At 60.6% G+C, this 18,189-nt stretch carries 26 protein-coding genes; 23 read left to right on the plus strand and 3 right to left on the minus strand.

The window, feature by feature from the left end:
* Positions 1-16: 16 nt before the first annotated feature.
* The 19 genes from NKJ76_RS03725 to NKJ76_RS03815 all read left to right on the plus strand — a co-directional run bounded on the left by NKJ76_RS03725 (position 17) and on the right by NKJ76_RS03815 (position 14,859).
* Positions 17-676, plus strand: coding sequence for a GntR family transcriptional regulator (locus NKJ76_RS03725; RefSeq protein ID WP_023693416.1), 660 nt, complete (start codon positions 17-19; stop codon positions 674-676).
* 66 nt (positions 677-742) lie between these two features.
* Positions 743-2,080 carry an ABC transporter substrate-binding protein gene (locus NKJ76_RS03730; RefSeq protein ID WP_023819934.1) on the plus strand — a complete coding sequence of 446 codons (1,338 nt, stop codon included), beginning with the start codon at positions 743-745 and terminating at the stop codon, positions 2,078-2,080.
* Positions 2,080-3,018 carry a carbohydrate ABC transporter permease gene (locus NKJ76_RS03735; RefSeq protein ID WP_352536789.1) on the plus strand — a complete coding sequence of 313 codons (939 nt, stop codon included), beginning with the start codon at positions 2,080-2,082 and terminating at the stop codon, positions 3,016-3,018. The genes NKJ76_RS03730 and NKJ76_RS03735 overlap by 1 nt, the downstream gene beginning before the upstream one ends.
* Positions 3,019-3,840 (plus strand): carbohydrate ABC transporter permease, encoded by an 822-nt coding sequence (locus NKJ76_RS03740; RefSeq protein ID WP_023684659.1) that lies wholly within the window; start codon positions 3,019-3,021, stop codon positions 3,838-3,840.
* A gap of 39 nt (positions 3,841-3,879) precedes the next feature.
* The gene (locus NKJ76_RS03745) at positions 3,880-4,941 is read left to right on the plus strand and encodes an ABC transporter ATP-binding protein (RefSeq protein ID WP_352514068.1); all 1,062 of its coding nucleotides are present in this window, start codon (positions 3,880-3,882) and stop codon (positions 4,939-4,941) included.
* A gap of 259 nt (positions 4,942-5,200) precedes the next feature.
* Positions 5,201-6,424, plus strand: coding sequence for a tyrosine-type recombinase/integrase (locus NKJ76_RS03750; protein ID WP_352536790.1), 1,224 nt, complete (start codon positions 5,201-5,203; stop codon positions 6,422-6,424).
* Positions 6,421-7,401, plus strand: coding sequence for a hypothetical protein (locus NKJ76_RS03755; RefSeq protein ID WP_352536791.1), 981 nt, complete (start codon positions 6,421-6,423; stop codon positions 7,399-7,401). The genes NKJ76_RS03750 and NKJ76_RS03755 overlap by 4 nt, the downstream gene beginning before the upstream one ends.
* Positions 7,402-7,478: 77 nt before the next feature.
* A complete protein-coding gene (locus tag NKJ76_RS03760; RefSeq protein WP_156933961.1) occupies positions 7,479-7,685 on the plus strand; it encodes a DNA-binding protein in 207 nt (68 codons plus the stop codon).
* Positions 7,682-7,879, plus strand: a complete 198-nt coding sequence (locus NKJ76_RS03765) for a hypothetical protein (protein ID WP_352536792.1) — start codon at positions 7,682-7,684, stop codon at positions 7,877-7,879. Before NKJ76_RS03760 ends, NKJ76_RS03765 begins: the two co-directional genes overlap by 4 nt.
* Position 7,880: 1 nt before the next feature.
* Positions 7,881-8,249 carry a hypothetical protein gene (locus tag NKJ76_RS03770; protein ID WP_352536793.1) on the plus strand — a complete coding sequence of 123 codons (369 nt, stop codon included), beginning with the start codon at positions 7,881-7,883 and terminating at the stop codon, positions 8,247-8,249.
* Positions 8,242-9,024 (plus strand): hypothetical protein, encoded by a 783-nt coding sequence (locus tag NKJ76_RS03775; protein WP_352536794.1) that lies wholly within the window; start codon positions 8,242-8,244, stop codon positions 9,022-9,024. Before NKJ76_RS03770 ends, NKJ76_RS03775 begins: the two co-directional genes overlap by 8 nt.
* On the plus strand, positions 9,021-9,479 hold the full coding sequence (locus NKJ76_RS03780) for a hypothetical protein (protein ID WP_352536795.1): 459 nt from the start codon (positions 9,021-9,023) through the stop codon (positions 9,477-9,479). The genes NKJ76_RS03775 and NKJ76_RS03780 overlap by 4 nt, the downstream gene beginning before the upstream one ends.
* A 74-nt stretch (positions 9,480-9,553) precedes the next feature.
* Entirely contained in the window at positions 9,554-10,588 is a 1,035-nt protein-coding gene (locus NKJ76_RS03785; protein WP_352536796.1) for a hypothetical protein, read from the plus strand.
* Positions 10,589-11,053: 465 nt separating this feature from the next.
* Positions 11,054-11,674: a hypothetical protein gene (locus tag NKJ76_RS03790; protein ID WP_352536797.1), complete on the plus strand. Its 621-nt coding sequence runs from the start codon at positions 11,054-11,056 to the stop codon at positions 11,672-11,674.
* A 154-nt stretch (positions 11,675-11,828) separates the two neighbouring features.
* Positions 11,829-12,170, plus strand: a complete 342-nt coding sequence (locus NKJ76_RS03795) for a hypothetical protein (RefSeq protein WP_352536798.1) — start codon at positions 11,829-11,831, stop codon at positions 12,168-12,170.
* Position 12,171: 1 nt separating this feature from the next.
* Positions 12,172-12,918, plus strand: coding sequence for a hypothetical protein (locus NKJ76_RS03800; protein WP_352536799.1), 747 nt, complete (start codon positions 12,172-12,174; stop codon positions 12,916-12,918).
* A 129-nt stretch (positions 12,919-13,047) separates the two neighbouring features.
* On the plus strand, positions 13,048-13,860 hold the full coding sequence (locus NKJ76_RS03805) for a TIGR04255 family protein (RefSeq protein WP_352536800.1): 813 nt from the start codon (positions 13,048-13,050) through the stop codon (positions 13,858-13,860).
* Between the two features lie 28 nt (positions 13,861-13,888).
* Entirely contained in the window at positions 13,889-14,146 is a 258-nt protein-coding gene (locus NKJ76_RS03810; RefSeq protein WP_352536801.1) for a hypothetical protein, read from the plus strand.
* 8 nt (positions 14,147-14,154) lie between these two features.
* Positions 14,155-14,859: a hypothetical protein gene (locus NKJ76_RS03815; protein WP_352536802.1), complete on the plus strand. Its 705-nt coding sequence runs from the start codon at positions 14,155-14,157 to the stop codon at positions 14,857-14,859.
* Here NKJ76_RS03815 and NKJ76_RS03820 read toward each other — a convergent pair.
* Positions 14,795-15,106 carry a hypothetical protein gene (locus NKJ76_RS03820; RefSeq protein WP_352536803.1) on the minus strand — a complete coding sequence of 104 codons (312 nt, stop codon included), beginning with the start codon at positions 15,104-15,106 and terminating at the stop codon, positions 14,795-14,797. The two genes, NKJ76_RS03815 and NKJ76_RS03820, sit on opposite strands and share 65 nt — an antisense overlap.
* Positions 15,107-15,451: 345 nt before the next feature.
* On the opposite strand from NKJ76_RS03820, the gene NKJ76_RS03825 reads away from it, so the two are divergent.
* A complete protein-coding gene (locus NKJ76_RS03825; protein ID WP_502902269.1) occupies positions 15,452-15,691 on the plus strand; it encodes a hypothetical protein in 240 nt (79 codons plus the stop codon).
* Positions 15,692-15,757: 66 nt separating this feature from the next.
* Here the strand turns inward: NKJ76_RS03825 and NKJ76_RS03830 are convergent, their stop codons facing one another.
* Positions 15,758-15,976, minus strand: a complete 219-nt coding sequence (locus NKJ76_RS03830; RefSeq protein ID WP_352536804.1) for a hypothetical protein — start codon at positions 15,974-15,976, stop codon at positions 15,758-15,760.
* A 248-nt stretch (positions 15,977-16,224) separates the two neighbouring features.
* Between NKJ76_RS03830 and NKJ76_RS03835 the strand changes: the two genes are divergently transcribed.
* Positions 16,225-16,599 (plus strand): hypothetical protein, encoded by a 375-nt coding sequence (locus NKJ76_RS03835; RefSeq protein ID WP_352536805.1) that lies wholly within the window; start codon positions 16,225-16,227, stop codon positions 16,597-16,599.
* Here NKJ76_RS03835 and NKJ76_RS03840 read toward each other — a convergent pair.
* Positions 16,596-16,754, minus strand: coding sequence for a hypothetical protein (locus NKJ76_RS03840; RefSeq protein WP_352536806.1), 159 nt, complete (start codon positions 16,752-16,754; stop codon positions 16,596-16,598). The genes NKJ76_RS03835 and NKJ76_RS03840 overlap by 4 nt on opposite strands.
* Positions 16,755-17,461: 707 nt before the next feature.
* On the opposite strand from NKJ76_RS03840, the gene NKJ76_RS03845 reads away from it, so the two are divergent.
* The gene (locus NKJ76_RS03845) at positions 17,462-17,704 is read left to right on the plus strand and encodes a hypothetical protein (protein WP_352536807.1); all 243 of its coding nucleotides are present in this window, start codon (positions 17,462-17,464) and stop codon (positions 17,702-17,704) included.
* Positions 17,701-18,087, plus strand: a complete 387-nt coding sequence (locus NKJ76_RS03850) for a hypothetical protein (RefSeq protein WP_352536808.1) — start codon at positions 17,701-17,703, stop codon at positions 18,085-18,087. Before NKJ76_RS03845 ends, NKJ76_RS03850 begins: the two co-directional genes overlap by 4 nt.
* Positions 18,088-18,189 lie beyond the last annotated feature (102 nt).

Genomic DNA, 18,189 nt, shown 5'->3' on the forward strand with positions numbered 1-18,189 from the left:
AGAGAAGCGCGCCGATATGGAAGACGGCAACGAACCGACCACCCTCAGGGAGAAGGCCTATGCCAGCTTCACGCGGCATTTGCTGGCGCGCGACTTCAAGCCAGGCCAGTTCGTGTCGCAGCGTGAGCTGGTTGCCTTCACCGGACTGCCGCTCGGCGCCATTCGCGAGATCGTGCCGCGTCTCGAGGCGGAAGGACTGCTGACGACCATTCCGCAGCGCGGCATGCAGATCGCCCATATAGACATCAGCCTGATCCGCGAGGCCTTTCAGTTCCGCCTGTTCATGGAGCGTGAAGCGGTGGCGCTGTTTACGGTCAGCGCCTCCGACGCCGAGCTTGCCCGCTTGCGGCGCGAGCATGAGGACATGCTTGCCCGGGCGCTGGAGCAGACCCCGACGCCGGAGATGGAGGCCAAGGCGCAGACCATCGACTGGGCCATGCACGACACGTTCATCGATGCGCTGGGCAACGAGATCATCGCCAAGGCCTATCTGGTCAATTCGGTGAAGATCCGCCTGATCCACCAGGAACGGTTCCGTATCGACGGGCGCGTCGTGCCGGTCATGCGCGAGCACCTGGCGGTGATCGATGCGATGCAGAGCCGCGACCCTGGCAAGGCGGTCGAGGCCATTAGCCAGCATATCGATAAGGCGCGCCGGCTGGCGCTGCAAATCTGAGGAAGCATGAGCCGCGCCGCGGTCGCTGCGGCGCAATCGACAACGACAACAACCGGGAGGAAGAAAATGTCGTCCAATCTGTTCAACCCAACCAGGAGGCAACTCCTCCAGGGAACCGCCGCCCTTGCCGCCGCCGGCTTTGCCGGTGTTCGCCCAAGCTTTGCCGCCGGTGTCGACTGGAAGCGCTTTGCGGGAACGACGCTTGACGTCAATCTGGTGAAAAGCCCGCGCAGCGACACGCTGATAAAATACATCGCCGAGTTCGAGGAACTGACCGGGATCAAGGTCAATGCCGAAGCGACGCCGGAACAGCAGCAGCGCCAGAAGACGGTGATCGAACTCAGCTCCGGCAAGCCGAGCTTCGATGTCGTGCATCTGAGCTACCACGTGCAGAAGCGGCAGTTCGAAAAGGGCGGCTGGCTGGCCGACATATCAGGCTATCTCGCTGACTCGACCCTGACCGATCCTGCGCTGGTGGAAACCGATTTCGCCGATGCCGGCATGCTGTTTGCCAAGGACGGCCAGGGCGTGCTGCGCTCGCTACCGTTCTCAGTCGACTACTGGATCGTCTACTGGAACAAGGAATTGTTCGAGGCCAAGGGCCTCAAATACCCTGAAACCTTCGAGCAATTGGTGGCGGCCGCCGAAGCGCTGACCGACCCGTCGACCAACACCTATGGATTTGTCGCCCGCGGCCTCAAGAACGCCAACACGCCGGTGTGGACGTCGCTTATGCTCGGCTACGACATGACGCCGCTCGACGACAAGGGCAAGCTGCGCACGACCTCGCCCGAGGCGGTCGAGGCGGCCAGCCTCTACCAGCGGCTGATGACCAAGTCGGCGCCTCCAGGCGTCACCGGATTCAACTGGGCCGAAGCCCAGTCCGCCTTCCTGCAAGGCAAGATCGGGATGTGGTTCGATGGCGTCGGCTTTGCCCCGCCAATGGAAAATCCGGAAAAGTCACGAGTGGTCGGCAAGGTTGGCTACGGCGTCATGCCCAAAGGGCCCAAGGCGCATGCCGCCGGCACCTTTGGCGACGGCCTCGGCGTGACGGCCACCAGCGAGAAGAAGGAGGCCGCCTACCTCTTCTGCCAGTGGGCGATTTCGCCCGCCATGGGCGCGCGCCTGCTGCAGGCGGGTGCCGGCGTGCCGTTCCGCAAGTCGGTGCTGGAAGATCCCAAGGTGCGCGAAGGCGTCACCATGCCGGCGAGTTGGCTCGATGCCGTGGTCGGCTCGGGCAATGTCAGCCGGCTGTCGCTGCCGGTCATCATTCCGGTCACCGAGTTCCGCGACATCTATGGCGTGGCGCTGACCAATCTGATCGCCGGCGCCGATCCGGCGGAGGAACTGAAGAAGGCCACCGAGCAGTTCCAGCCGGTGCTCGACCGGAGCGAGCAAGGCTGATGTCCGCCATCACCCCAGAACGCACCGGGGTGACGACGCAAGCCATCGAAGGGAGCCAGACCATCCGGCTGGCTCCCAACTACTGGCCTTTCGTCGTCCCGGCGCTCGTCGTCGTCGGCGCCGTGATCGTCTTTCCTTGGGCCTTCACACTGTGGATGAGCGTCAACCGCTGGACCCTCGGCCAGGCGCGAAGCTTTGCCGGGATGGACAACTACCTGCGGCTGGCAGTCGACCAACGCTTCTGGGAATCGCTTTTCCATACGCTGACCTACACGGCGCTTTCGGTCGCGGCGCCGATGTTCCTCGGCACTGTCGCCGCGCTGATCTTCGACGCCAAATTTCCGCTGCGCGGCATTTTGCGCGGCGTCTTCGTGATGCCGATGATGGCGACGCCAGTCGCCGTGGCGCTGGTCTGGACGATGATGTTCCATCCCCAGCTCGGCGTGCTCAACTACCTTCTGTCGCTGGTCGGAATCCCGGCGCAGGAATGGATTTTCAACGCCAAAACGGTCATCCCCTCGCTGGTTGCGGTCGAGACCTGGCAGTGGACGCCGCTGGTGATGCTGATCGTGCTGGGCGGCTTGGCCTCCGTGCCGCGCGAGCCCTTCGAGAGCGCCGAGATCGATGGCGCCAACGCCTGGCAGCAATTCCGCTATCTCACCTTGCCGATGATCGCGCCGTTCCTGATGATCGCGATGATCATCCGCACCATCGATGCGCTGAAAAGTTTTGACATCATCTATGCCATGACCCAGGGCGGACCGGGCACGGCCTCGGAAACCATCAACATCTATCTCTACAACACCGCCTTCTCCTACTACGACATCGGCTATGGCTCGGCCATGGCCGTGGTGTTCTTCATCGTCATCGTCGCGCTGTCCTTCATCCTGCTGATGCTGCGCCAGCGCTCCCAATGGATCGGGGTGGAGGGCAAATAGATGAGTTCACGGCTGCTCAACCGGATCGGGCTGTTTTTCGCGGCTCTGGTCTTCGTCTCGCCGGCGATCCTGTTCTTCCTCTGGATGGTCTCGCTGTCGCTGAAGTTCGAGATCGACAACGGTGCATACCCGCCGATCCTGATCCCGGAACATCTCGCCTGGTCGAACTATGTGAAGGTATTCGAGGAGAACAATTTCCTGCTCTATTTCTGGAATTCGGTTCTGGTGACGGGCACGGCAACGTTGCTGGCGCTGCTGATCGGCGTGCCGGCCGGCTATGGCATCGCGCGGCTCAAGGCCGAACGCTCGGCGGTGGTCATCATGATCGCCCGCATGACGCCGGGGCTTTCCTATCTCATTCCGCTGTTCCTGCTGTTCCAGTGGGTCGGCATTCTCGGCACACTGTGGCCGCAGATCATCATCCATCTGGTGGTGACGGTGCCGATCGTGGTCTGGGTGATGATCGGCTATTTCGAGACCACGCCGATGGAGCTGGAAGAAGCGGCCAACATCGATGGCGCCAGTTCCTGGCAGGTGTTCCGGCTGGTCGCCTTGCCCATCGCCAAGCCGGGCATTGTCGTCGCCTTCATCCTGTCGATCATCTTCTCATGGAACAATTTCGTCTTCGGCATTGTGCTCGCCAGCCGCGAGACCCGCACGCTTCCGGTCGCCGTCTACAACATGCTTTCCTACGAGCAGGTGAGCTGGGGTCCGCTCGCCGCCGCAGCACTTGTGGTCACGCTGCCGGTGCTGGTGCTGACCCTGTTCGCGCAAAGGCAGATCGTCGCCGGGCTGACCGCAGGCGCCGTCAAGGGCGGCTGAGGCACGGCCCCGACATCACTCATTTCCGGGAGAAATCCAATGGCATCGGTAACAATCAACAACGTTCAGAAGGCTTTCGGAGCCGCCAAGATCATCCACGATGTCAGCGTCGACATCGCCGATGGCGAATTCGTCATCCTGGTCGGGCCGTCGGGCTGCGGAAAGTCTACGCTGCTGCGCATGATTGCCGGACTGGAAACGATCTCGGGCGGCAGGATCGCCATTGGCGATCGCCTCGTCAACAATCTCAGGGCGCGCGACCGAAACATCGCCATGGTGTTCCAGAACTACGCGCTCTATCCGCATATGACGGTGGCCGAAAATATGGGCTTTGCCCTGAAGATCAAGAAAGCCGATCCGGCCGACACCGCCGGCCGCGTCGGCAGGGCCGCCAGCATTCTCGGCCTGGACAAGCTGCTCGACCGCTATCCGCGTCAGCTTTCCGGCGGCCAGCGCCAGCGCGTCGCCATGGGCCGCGCCATCGTGCGCGACCCGCAGGTGTTCCTGTTCGACGAGCCGCTGTCCAATCTCGACGCCAAATTGCGCGTGCAGATGCGCGGCGAGATCAAGGCGCTGCACCAGCGGCTGGGAACCACCACCATCTACGTTACCCACGACCAGATCGAGGCCATGACCATGGCCGACAAGATCGTCGTGCTGCATGACGGCCTTGTCGAGCAGATCGGCGCGCCGCTCGATCTCTACGATCGCCCGGCCAACCTCTTCGTTGCCGGGTTCATCGGCTCGCCGGCGATGAATTTCATTCGGGGCCATGTCGAGGAAGGTGTTTTCCGCAGCGCCGGTGGACTGATCTTGCCGCTGCCGGAAGGCATCGACCTGGCAAACATACCCGGCGGCGACCTCATCTACGGCATCCGCCCCGAACACATCCGAGCGACGACCGCCAAAGGAATCCCCGGCACGATCGTGCTTCTGGAAGCAACGGGTTCGGAAATCTTTGCCAGGGTCGACTGCGCCGGAGAAGAAATCTCCTGCCTTTTCCGCGAGCGGCTGGCACTGAAACAGGGCGAGCAGATGCGCATCGAGATCGACCGCGCCTGCGCTCATCTGTTCGACGTCAAGACCGGGCAACGATTGTAGGGGCGATGGGGGCTGCTGACAGGGCAACTTCCGCACGAAATATTTCTGGTGAGCGCGTCGGGGTTCGAACCCGAGACCTACTGATTAAAAGTTCGTTTCGAGCCGTTTCGCCAACCCGTTGGTTTCATTCGAAATTATGCCGTGTCCGCACATAAGCTGTTGATTCTGAACGGACACTCTTTGACAAATCAGGACATTGTGAGACAGTGAACGCACATGAAGCGCCGTCGATATGACGGACACAGTGCGGACACACAGGATGCAACTCTCGGACGCCATCATCAAAGCCCTGCCGGCTCCGGCAAGCGGAAACAAGATCACCTATGACGACGACGTGAAGGGCTTCGGTATCCGCGTCACCAAGGCTGGCGCCCGGGCGTTCATCCTGAATTACCGCACTCGCTCCGGCCTGGAGCGTCGATATACGATCGGCTCTTTTCCTGACTGGAAAAGCGGCCCTGCCCGCGAGGAAGCGAAACACCTCAAAAAGCAAATTGATATGGGCGCTGACCCCATGGGCGCTGTCGCCGCCGCCCGGGATGCAAAGACCGTCGCCGATCTCTGCGACCGCTTCGAAAAGGAACACCTCACCAAGAAGCGTGACTCGACCGCCCGTGACTATAAGGCGCTGATCAAGAACCACATCCTGCCGGCGCTGAAAAACAAGAAGGTGGCCGAGGTCGAGTTTACCGACATCGACAGCCTGCACCGCAAGATTTCGAAGACGGCGCCCTATCTGGCGAACCGGGCAGTGGCCGTTCTCTCGAAGATGTTCGGGCTCGCCATCAAATGGCGGTGGCGCACCGACAACCCGGCCAAGGGGATCGAACGCAACGATGAGCAGAAGCGGCACCGCTATCTGTCCCCGGCCGAACTTGGCAAGCTGACCGAGGCGTTGACGGCGCTAGAGGATCAGCAGGCAGCGAACATCTTTCGGCTTCTGCTGCTCACTGGTGCGCGGCGCGGCGAGGTACAGGCCGCGAAGTGGGAGCAGTTCGATCTCACCGCTGGTGTCTGGACGAAGCCGGGCTCGACCACGAAGCAGAAGACCATGCACCGCGTTCCCCTGTCCGCCCCTGCCCGGCTCTTGCTCAATCAGCTTCGCGAGAAGGCAAAGGATGATGCCGTCTATGTGTTCCCCGGCCGTGGCGCTGATCACCGCGTCGAGATCAAGGCCGAGTGGCGGGAACTGTGTCTTGCCGCCGGCATCGTCACGGCCGAGACGATAGGCAACAAGATCGTGGTCACGCCATCGGCCCGCATTCACGACCTACGCCACACCTATGCCTCAGTGCTGGCCAGCGCTGGCCTGTCCCTGCCAATCATCGGCGCCTTGCTCGGACACTCACAGCCGGCCACCACGGCGCGCTACAGCCATTTGATGGACGATCCCCTCCGGGCGGCGACCGAACGCGCTGGCGCGATTGTCATGGCCACTGGAACCGGCGCAGAAGTCGTGAACATGAAGGGCGGTGCACAATGAAGCCGCCCTTCCCGAGCGGAAGCTTTTCGGCGGCCGATGTTTACGCGAGGTGGCGCGAGCATGTCCTAAATATCACCGTGGAGCCCGACGCTCCGATCGATCAGCAACGAGCACTGTTCATCCGCGATCCATCCATAGCGGAGATCCACGGTCGCAGTTTGCCATCCGAACCGACAGAAGACGACAAACGCCTCAATCAAATTTTGGGTATGCTTGTTGGGAGCGCGAACGATGGATCGTCGCTCATATTCATGGCGAAATTTCTTGAGATCGTAGACCATTTCATCGAGGGCTCTGCTCGTCCGGATTTCCGAGTGGCGCAGATGGCGACCGCCCTCCACAATATCTCAGAAGGATCAAGTCTGCTCGCACCCTTAATCCGAACCGTCGTTGAGCAGCTTGACGCAATTGGAAAAAAATCAGGCGAGCCGCTTGATGAATTTGTCGTGCTGGCCCTCCAGAGCGATATCGAGGAGTTGCTGCACCGGATTTCTCTTTCGGCCGGTGCTGCGAGAGGCGCAGTGGTCAAGACATACGGCACCGGCGATCCAGACCTACCCGACAAGGGCTCCGGAGGCGGGCGCGGGCTTCATGCGATGCTCTACGGCTCCCCAAAGCAGAAATTCATCCGGCATCTTGCCTTCCTCTGGCACGTCGAGGCGGGCAAGGCGATCACGAGCACGGACACAGGTCCGTTCTCCGCATTTGTACGGCTTGCCTATACGCTCGCCACCGGAGAGGACGCTGAGAAGGCGGCCCTAAAGGATGACATCGGATTGGCCGTCAACGCCGTGAAGCTCAGGGAACGAATTGCGGACAGAGCTTCCGAGCATTTTAGCAAATCCCTGGAACTCCGCGCCGCCGGCAATCTCGCCCAGGCCGACTTCATGGCTAAACGTGCCGAGCGGTTGCAGAACCGCCTGGCAATCCCGCGATTTGAGCGGAGGAAGAAAATCCGACCAACCGTCAAGAATTAGGACGGGTTGTTCGGACGACCAAATGCGTGTCCGTCCGTAGGTTGTCGCTGTCAACTCAACGCAAGGAGTGTCAGCGAATGAGCCTACTTGATGACTATCTGGACCGCCCTGCCCTGGCTGCACAACTGCATGTCAGCGAGCGCACATTGATCCGGTGGCAACGCTTGCCGGACGGCCTTCCCTATGTCGAGCTTGGCGGCCGCATTTTGTATCGCGTGCCGTCAGTGAAGGCGTGGATCGAGGCGCTTGAGCGCAAGCCCAACCCTCGCCGGAGGGCCGCATGATGACCGGCATCCACACCGACGATCACGCCGCCTGCGATTCCTCGAAAGTCGAGATCGGATTGCGCTTCATCCAGGATACGCCGCGCCACGCTCGCGGCCCGGCTATCCCCGCCTTGAGAGGTCTCGGGCTGACCGCCCGCGAAGCCTGTGAGGCTGTCCGCCAACACCATCTGGCATTGGCGAGGGCTACCTAAAATGGATCAGCAAAAAGAAAAACCGGCGGCGTGTGCAACCACGCTCACCGGCTTCGAAGTCTCAAGCTTGGCAGCATCTGAGAGTTCGGACAATAGCACTCGCCGCAGGCAATCGCCAGACCCGAAATGGCGCGCGCAACGCAACTGGAACCTTGCCAACCCGGACGCGCGTCGCGCTCATTACGCCGTCGCACAGGCGCGCAAAAAGGGAAAGCTGATCATTTGGCCGTGTGAGGTTTGCGGCGACCCGACGGTGGACTGTCACCATCCGGAGCCGGCGGCGGACGCGATGCTGATAATCTGTCTCTGCCGCAAGCATCATCGCCGGCTCCATGCGCTCTTGCGCAGGCAAGGAGGCGCCAATGGCTAAGAATGATGGTCGCCTCTTCTGTCCTGATCCGCCGCGCGCCATGGCGGATCAGCGCCTCACGTCCTTGGATCTCCGGGTTATGATGGCAATCTCGATCCATGACCGCATGAGCACCAACGGCATAGGCTGCACGGCGGGGCATGGCCGATTGGCAGGCCTTGTCGGATGCCACCTCAAGAGCCTTTCCAGGTCTATCAGAACCCTGGCTGAGTGCGGCTATATCGGTGGCCGCGCTAACCCACTCAACCCGAAATCGCGATGCTACTTCGTAATCTACAGCGAGATGGACGAGGCCATCCTGAAGACCGTCAAGGGTAACCAGCCTGTTACCTACACAGGTAACCAGCCTGTTACCTCAACGGCGCGCATGGGTAACCGTTCCGTTCCTAAAAATGACCCGATAGGTAACCAACTTTCAGAAAACGCTGAACAACTTCAAGGAGATGGGCTGTATAATATATTAGGCGAAGCCTTAATAGATCCCGTTGAAACGGTTATAATAGATCCCGTTGAAACGGCGTCATCGACGCAAGCGCCCTTCGAAAAAGGGGCAAGGAACGCAGTGAGCACGGTCAGTGTCGGCGCCATGCTGGCGATGGCTGAGCGTTCGATGAAGAACGGCGCTGAGAAGCCCAGGCTGTCCTATTGGTTCGACTGGCTGGACGGTCTTGTCGGCGATCATGCCAGCCTGGACAACAACGACCCGAACTATGGAAGGGCTCGTCGTCTGTTCGAAGAGATCGGCAGCGTCCTTGAAGTCGGTAACGCGGCATGAGTGGCGCCATCGACTCCGCTGCACGTCTGCGCCGGATCTCGGCCTGCATCCGTGAAGGTCTGCCAATCGATCCTGATGACGCGGTGCCGTTCGGCGAGGCGATCGACGCATTCTTCGCTGGTCACGCGCCTACGCTCGACGCAGCGCTCGGGCTGAAGGCCGCTGGCCCTGGCCAGGCGGATGCTCGACGCGCCTGGCTGATCAGCGAGCGTGACGAAGCGCTGCGGGAACTGGCCGGGCATGTCCCTGCCGATCTCGGCGGCGCCGACTCCGAAGGCATCTGGGAGCTATTCGAACACCTCGAAGCCTATGCCGGTCACAAGTGGCAAGAGCATCGAACGGCGGCTGTCTGCCCGCACCCGGAAGGCGGCAAGGCCCTGGCCTGGACCATCCTTCGCGGCAATGGCGGCAAAGCTCCGACACGGCGATGGCTCGCCGACTTCTTCAGCACCTAACGCGGAAATCATATTTGCGCGTCGGGGCACTTTTCAGGGTCTGGTAAAATGCGTGCAAATCAACGGAGAAACCTATGGACGCCGCCACTCCCGCCGATCTGATCGTCTTCCTCAACAGCGCCAATCCGGGTGGAAAGTTGCCTGCACCGGCGAAGGCCAAGTTCGTCGCCCTGGTCGAGGCCCGCGACGATGCACGCGCATTGCTGGTGGGAGTTTCGGACAAGCAGCGGAAGCTGTTCGACAAGCGCGACGAAGCCGAGACGGAGTTCCGGCGCCTGGAACGCGCCCTGGATCGCGGTGAACTGCAACGCGAGGAGGATCTGCCCAACGGCGTTGTCCGGCGAGGCCCAGACGATCCCCGCTTGGCAGAAGCCAAGGCAAAGTTGGACATGGCCGTCGAAGAACTCGAACGGGTGCGCGGCCAGTACGAGGCGCGGGCCACCGTCTGGCGCTCCCACGCTGCCCTCGTTGAGAGGGTTGAGCGCTACCTCAAGGACATTCCTGGCCGGATCGAATTGGCCGAACCGGTGAAGCCGTCGACCGCAAAGGGCGACAAGCTGCTTGCCGAGATCAAGGCGAGTCGGTCGACCATCTCGAAACTGAAGGCTGACCGTCGCGATGTCGAGACCGCTCCGCTGCCATCCAGCGATGCCAAGGCATTTGCCAAGGCCTGGGTGGCCGCACAAGCAGCGACAGCCAAGCCGCGCCTCTTCGGCATCCTTGACGGTGGCCGCAGCGAGATCCAGTTCCCCAACAAATTGCTTTCGGTCGAGGCCACCGTGGTCATGGCTGACGCACACGGCATAGCGCGCGGCCACGTTGGCGCGGTTGATGCGGTGGCACTCCAATGCTGGCTGAATCCTGACGCGATGGTTGCCGCGCTCAACAGGGACATCAGCCTGATCGCCAACGACGACCGCGCACTCGACAAGGCCACGCGCGCCTACAAGATCAACGAGATCGATGGGCAGTTGCTCGCCAACGAACGCACAGAGGAAGCCCTTGTCGATGCAGCGCTGGCCGAACACCTGCCAGTCGAACGCCGTGCCGATGTAGATCCCCGCGCGTTGCTTGGCCTGGCCGACGACCTGCCGGAACTGCGGGACTGAGTTCAAGAGCATGGCGGGAATCCTTCACCCCCATACCAACGAGACCGGACGGGCACACAGCTTGCCCGGTCTCACCCATTGCCCTGCGTCGGTTCCTGTCAGTCCTGACAGCGTGGGCATAGAGCCGGCGGACTTCAGAGCGGTTGTCCGCCGGCTCACGGCATCATCACTAGAGATGGCGCGGTCGCGGACTTCCATCCCGGCGTGCGTCGCGGACGGACGGTCGGATAGGGTTTCCCCGACTTGTCCGTCCGCACCGGCTTTGCAACCCGGCGGCACCGCTACGCAACCTAGGGTAGGTTCTCCCCACTGCTCTACCAAGACGGGGCCGGCGGTAGCCCAAACTGTCCCTAGCCACAGCCTTCCAAAACATGGGCATGGTCACCATGCAAATTGGCTGACCCCTTATGGCGCAAGGTCTGGAACCCTCCTCCCGCGCAATTCTGACCTGTTGAAAATGATCTGATGTCAGCAGCTCTCCTCACAATGTCCGCATATGCCGCCACCATCGGCGTCAACCCGTCAACCATCAGCCGGGCTGTGGTGCGCGGTTCATTGCCTGTGGTCGTTCTGGCTGATGGCCGGCGTATGATCGACCGGCAGGCTGCCGACGCGGCGCGGCGCCAGAATTCCAACATAAAGAACGGACATGGCGGCCGACCAGATCGGGCTGAGCGTCGGCGCTCAACTTGGACGGCAAAATCCACCGATGGATACGACCCTGCCGTGAAAGCGTGCCTAGCGGTCATGACAGCCGAATGGCCGTCTTTGATCCGGGAGGCGATGGAAATCCTGGGGGCCTCAGAACTCGACCAGGCTCGGGCCGTGGTAGCGGTGGAAGATCTTACCGCGACGCTCGCCTGCGCGGTGCATCAAGATATCAACAGGGGGCGCATCCACGACTTTCGCTTGCCGTTGCCGGATCGGCCCGTTCTGGACTGGTCCGCCGAGGTCAAGGAATTCGTCGAGAAAACCGGCAATGACGGATCTGGCGGTCAGTGGACATCCGATGACGTCGAAGGATTGCCCGGCGGCGCGGACTGGGCGGATCGCTCAATGTCGGTGTGCTGGGGAGCCAAGCCTTAAACCATGAAAGGTACACCATGAGCAGTACAGCACCCAAGCCCCGCTATATTGGCGCAATGTGGAACGCCGGCACGGCCATTCCGACCGTCGACGACCTCCATGCAGAAATCGCCGAGATCCTGGCGGAGTGCGAAAAGATCGCGCCTCCATCCCCATGGGCGAAAACAATCTCTGCGATCAATCGCAGGAACGCGGCGTAATGGTTTCGCACATGCCAATGAGTTCCGACGACCTGGCCGAATTGAACGCCGAGCTGATGGCGCCTGGCGAGGCCGATGGCGAGGCCGTCTTGGACGATTACATGAGCCTCGCCGAAGAGCTCCTTGCCGGGACCGACGACGGCGTCGCAAGCCGGACGGCGGACACAGAGCCGGCCCTCGTGAAGCGCTTACTGCACGGTCTCTACGCGTCGGCGGAATATCATCGCCTGCGCTCCGAGCGCTTCCTTGAGGCGCTGCGACGGCTGCGGATCGCCGCCGGCGTGAAGGTCTACTGAGATGGCCGGCACCGCTGAAGATCCGGTCAAGATCGGGCCATGGAAGCGCATCATTTCGGTGCATTGGGGCAACCGCTATTTCGCAATCCAGGTGCGACTGGTCGGCAACTTCCTCGGCTATGATCCAGTCCCGTGTTCGCCACACGTGCAGACCATCGATCTTAACACCGACGGCCCATGGAACGGCAACGGCCTCAAGACCTACTACGGCGGCTATTACCCGGATGCCTTTGAGCCAGTCAGCGACGAGGATAAGATCCAAGGCGCGCTCGCCTACGGTGGCGGTGCTTGGCGCAATCTCAACTGGGGCGATTACGGTGTTTCCAGCCTGCCCGACTGGCCAAACGACGGCGGCCAGACCGGATTCGCCAACTGGAGCTTCGCCAGTCCGGCCGATGGTTCTCTCCCGTATTTGCGCGCCGGCTCGGGGCTCGGCACGCCGATCGATATCCCAGTGCCGGGGGAACCTTCGTTGCGATTCGACGAAGGCCTCGACGTTGCCATGGTGTCAAAAGTCGACACGTTTACGGGTGGCCAGGTCTGCACCGAACTCTTTCTAAATCCTGGCGTGTTCACGCTGTACGCGCTGCGAACCACCGACAGTTCGTCCGAGGTCGAGATGACCTATCCCGCTTCCGCCATCGCCATCACCTATCACGGCAAGACCTATGAGGCGGCCGCCACCAAGCTGATCAGCACTCAACGGCTGTGGATTCTCTGCGAACGTTCGCCAGACGCATGGCCCTAACGCGAGAAATCCGAGAAAATTCCTCCTGAAGCAATTTTTGTGTCAAATTTGAAAGCGATGGTATTGCAATTTAAAGGATCTCACGGCGTATGCTGCCAAAGCGAAAAATGTCGGGGGACTCGGGCTGGTATGGTTGAACGCGACGAATTCTTCCCGAATTCCGAGCGCGTGATTTACGCAAGATCGCCATTGGTTCAGGTAATTTGCCAAATTCGGTTCCCGAAAATACTCCGCATCGAGGCTACCCCCCCGGCTGATTTTCAAGATCAGGTTCGAGACCTTTATCCAATTGTCGAGCAGCAATTGCCGCCAGGCATGCAAAATCTGCCGCCCGAGGTGGCGAAAATGCTGGGTGCCGCCGCCCCGCAAAAGTCGCAATACCAGTTCTTGTCGCAGGACAGGGCGACAACCATTGCATTGGCCCCAGACGCGCTGTCCATTACCTGCTCCAACTACAACAGGTGGGAAGATTTTGAAGCCCCTGTCAAACTGGCGATCGATGCTCTAACCAACATATATAAGCCAAGTTTTCTTACGAGAATCGGGCTTCGGTATCAAAATGCAGTGGTTCCCGCCGATTTTGGCATCGAAGGGTCGCCTTGGGCGGCGCTGTTGAGCAAAAACATTCTGGGCGAGTTGGCGCATCCTGGGTTCTCAAACGACCGAATTGCGGAAGCTTTCAGCGTCCTAAGAGCCATGTTGCCTGATCAGCTCGAAGGCATTCTTCTACAGCACGGCCTCGGACAACGTGAAAACGGACCCGACAAGGCCTACGTATTCGATATTGATTGCTACACGGAGAAGCAGAATGACGTCGCTAGTACGCATTCCTATCTACGAAGATTCAACGCTCGGGCGAGATACGCCTTCCGGTGGTGCATTTCCGACTTTCTTCATGAGACACTTGGACCAAAGCCCGTCGCTGAAGTGGTCCGTCACTGAACGTGGGATTGAATCTCAGGCAAACTTCGTGACGAATATCGAAGTCACCGGGCGCGCCAGCAATTTGCCTATCTCTGCAGCGTACAGGGCAGTCTGTCTGTATGTTTTGGGGCAGCTGCAGGGCACGGCCCTTGGCGAGGCCTGCGAGGCTCTAAGTGGGATCTATGAGTTTGAGCAGGCAAAGCTTGCCGTCGATAGGAGACCCGTGGTCGATCAGCCGCCGAAACGCGTCATTGCAAAGAATATCAGGCGGGTCGAACGTCAACCGCTCACTTTCACAGACTGATTGGGCTCATGACCGGGGGGGAGGTCGCAGTCCAAACATCGTGGGGGCCGTCGATATACGCGACGGTCGACCCCAATTTGGAGTTTCGCCAAGGCGAGCTAATTTCGGGCATCGTTCAGTACCGCTACTATCCCGAGGACGGCAGCGTCGAAGAGATTTCGCACGCGTATGCCATAATAGCCTCGCAGGATTGCGACTTGCTGCAGGATCATAACAGCAAGGAAGCAACTGGCGAGAGCCAGCTAAACAGCATCTTGCTCTATGAGGCCCACGAAACTTCCGTACTCCGTGGCCAAGTCGCCGGGAGCGATATTTGGAAGCGGATTGTTCAGAATAATGATGAGCGCTATCATGCGTTGGAGGCTGCCCACGCGAAATTTGACCTTTCCAATGTCGGCTTGCCTGATCTAATCGTCGATTTCCGCCGGTTCTTTACTATTTCACCGATGGACCTGGCCAAGCAAATTCAGGCAGGCACTGCTGCGCGAAGGTGTCGCTTGGAGATGCCTTACCGTGAACAATTTCAGACACGAGCGGCATTCTACCTTCAGCGCGTTGGCGTCCCCGAGCCTCATAAGATTGCCCAGCCCTGCCCAAGCGTGATGCTGCTAACGGCGATTCGCCATCCCGCCGACGCCAAGGCAGCTTTTAGTGGACCACGTCGCGCAGCGGCCTCTTGCGCTTCGGCGGCACATAGGCTTGCACCAGCCTGACCTTATCCACGTCGACCGTGACGGGCGATCCCAGGTGAATCGCCACCTTCCCGTCCTCCTCGTCGACATAGGTGACGTTACCGACGAGCTCTATGTGCTGCCCGCGCTTCACTTTCGTCGTACGATCGACGACCGAATGCGGGAAGTTGTAGCTGGGTATGCTGACGCTGACGTGGTCCTCGTCGACCCGCCTGCGCACCGTGGCGGTTATCGCCACCTCGTCACCGATGCCTATTCCCCGCGCCATGCCCAAGATTCTGGGGCGGTCAGCATGTCAGTCAATAGGTTGCTAATATTTCAGGACAATGCGCCAGACTGCGCGACCTAACGCCTATGGAGCCGGCCCAAACTGCTGAAACAAAGGCCGGATCTCTGAGCGTTATCCATCGGCCAGAAAACCCACTCTGGCTTACTTCAGAACTCCCGCTGGCTCCGGCCGGCGGGCTTTTTTGTTTCCACTCGGAACTTCGCTGACCCCCGGCCTGTTTCATGTACGGCAGCTAGGTCGGCCTCGCTTCCCGGCTGCTGGCCAAGGCTCCAACGCTTGGTCGACCCGCGCCCGCACTGCCAATGGGCGCGGGCCATGTTTTGTATGAGTAATGAGTCAGTGGCCAATCCCACTTCTAGCCAGAATTCCAAGCGCGCTGCGGTGCGCAAGGCCCTTGATCGCCACAAGGTCTACATAACCGGGCAGAGCTTTTCGGGCGGTAGCTATAGCGCTCGTGTGCTGGTCGATGGCGAGGCCTATTGGGTCGACGAATTGCGGCTGAGCCAGTTGCGACAAGGCCTATCCCCGGCCGAGCTGGAATTGACTCCGGCCAGCGACGAGTGAGCGCGACCGCGATATGGGGACCAATGGCAAAAGGCTGGACCTTTCAATCGCTGATAAACGAAAAGATCACGGTGAACGGCGTACTGCCAGGTTCACCCCCTCACGGGAGCATGGGAAGGGTCCGGTTCTTTGGTGCCCCTCTCGTTGTTTTTCGAGGAAGATCTTGGCGAGCTCGCCCCACTCAGGATGATCCGTGGTTTTATGCTCTTCTACGAATTCAAGAAAAGCCTTGCGCAAAGCGTCAAGGTCGAAAACCTCAAGATGCTCGCCCATACCGTCGTCCATGCCCGCAACTCCCAGACGGTTGTTAGCTTGTCCTCTCGTTTGAGCCTTCAAGGGGGCGTTGCCTGAGTTTCGACCGGGCAGCGCCACATGGTTAATTGCGTGATTGCTAATATGCTCGTATCTTAGGCAATGCGGGGGCTCTATCTTCCCGCAGTGGCCGGTGCGGCCCCCCACAGACCCAAAGACGCACCGGCCATTTCTATGGCTGGGTAGCGCCTTAGGAAGATTGAACGCTTATATCGGGAGCCATGCCAGCAGATCGCCTTACCGTCCGCTTCGCCTATCAAATCGGCTTTCAGGTCCTCGACGGAAGCGCGATCCTCCAGACGTTCGAGAAACGGGATGAGGCGTTCAAGTTCGTGCTCGGGCGGGGTGCTCGCGTTTGGCTGGCGTGGTCGCGAACCGTCATAGGAGGGCAGACGGCGCCCTTCGATTTCGCTGCAGCGTTCCAGCAGGAAAAGGTCGGCCGCATCATGAAGACGATGCACGGCCCAGCCGCAGGCACTTGGTTCTGGACCTGCCATGACGGCGGCGCGCGCGGATCAGTCGAAACGAAGGATGAGGCTGTTGCTGGGGTCGAGCGGGCATTCACGCGGCGCATCGCCGGGGCAGATCTACGCTAACCGGCGATTGCCATCCCGATGCCGACGCCAAGGCCGACAGCGAGGCCCAGGAACAGCTTGCCTGCCATGTCGAGGGCGAAGGCGCGGACGGGGCGCCAAACGTCCTGGCGGGGCTCTCTGAGGGCGTTCGCGATATCATCGAAAACCGTGTCCATGCCCAGACTCTAGATCGGAACTCCGGGAATGTGAATCCCCCATCGTCGCACGCTACCTGAACGGTGGTGGGCTTTTTTGTACATTAGCGGAACCTGAAATTTGGGGGCTTGTTGATAGAACGGCAGCGAGTGGGTGTTCGCTGCCGGTCGAGGTCCCGCAAGACTCGGCCGGGCTCGCATCGGCCTCGCCGGTAGGTGCGAGCCCACTCACCAAGAGGCCGATTTTAATCCACTGCACGGTCTGCTGTGCGGTCTACCCACCAAGCGAACGCTTGAATGCCGCCGACGCACGCGATTATTCCCAGCACAAAGCCGGCAGAAAACAAGAGCATTCGATCCCCCCATAGCTTCGCCCCGTAAGGGCGTGCTTGAACTGTTATACAAATAAGCGCATCTTGTCCGTGGGCTTAGTAACCCGGACCTGGATACGGCGGCGCAACCCTTGGCGGGGCGGCTTCACCGAATAGCGTAGGAAGCCTGCACGGCTTCTGTGCGTATGTGGTGCGCCTTGGCGGGCGTCCCAACTCGGCTTTTATGGCCGGGGGCGGACGCCATGTGAAGCGATCCGGCTTGTCTTCCAGGCAAGTTACTAACCCCCGGCTGCCGCGCCCGATGCGCGGTGCGGGCCTTAGTAAGCCCTTACCTGGGGACCGCCCGCAAGGGCTCCTGACCCGCTCGCCGACACCATCGCCGAATACTATGCCAAGATGGCAGAGTTCATGGCAATTCCGAACGGCGCGATCACGAGGGAAAACGAGGATGCCCTCGTCGCGGCAACCTATGGGCCGCTGGATGACAAGCTGTGGCACGCAACGCCGCCGGCAACGAGCAATCGGGGCGTTGCAGAAGCGATCCGCTACGCTCTGGATGAGCATTCGCTGATCGATCGGGTGGCAGAAGCCATCCTGATATCGGCCCTGGCCTTCCTCGATCTGGAGCGGGTGTCATGACCGCCCTGGTTAGGACGCTAAAGCCCGTGGGATGCCCGCAGGGAACGGACGCGCGCATATGGCGGCAGTCCGTCGAGAAGCGACTCAATGACCTCCTAGACCGTGCCATGTCGCTTATCAGTGCCCTGGACTGCATGGAGGCCGATTGCGATCTGGAGGAAACGGCCGACGACGAGCCGTCTCTGGGCTGGGCGCATAATGGCGGACAGTCATTCCTGTCCGGCACCGCTCCCAACCTGCCGGCCGGCGACACATGCGATCTGGAGCTAGACAACGCCGACGACGAGGAAGGCGCGGACGCCGAGCCTTGTCCAGACACCTACGGCGAAACGGTGATGTGGGGCGATGATCTGAAATCGCAGGAAGTGCTGGCCGGTTCTTAAAATTGTCCGGAACAAAAGCCGCCTCTGCGGGTTTATGTCGTGCAGCGGCTTTCTCAGGAATATGGCCGCTCTATTCAAGGTGCAGAACCCGCCGCCCTGGGC

It is taken from the genome of Mesorhizobium sp. M0029 (genome assembly GCF_040323735.1).
Lineage (GTDB): Bacteria > Pseudomonadota > Alphaproteobacteria > Rhizobiales > Rhizobiaceae > Mesorhizobium.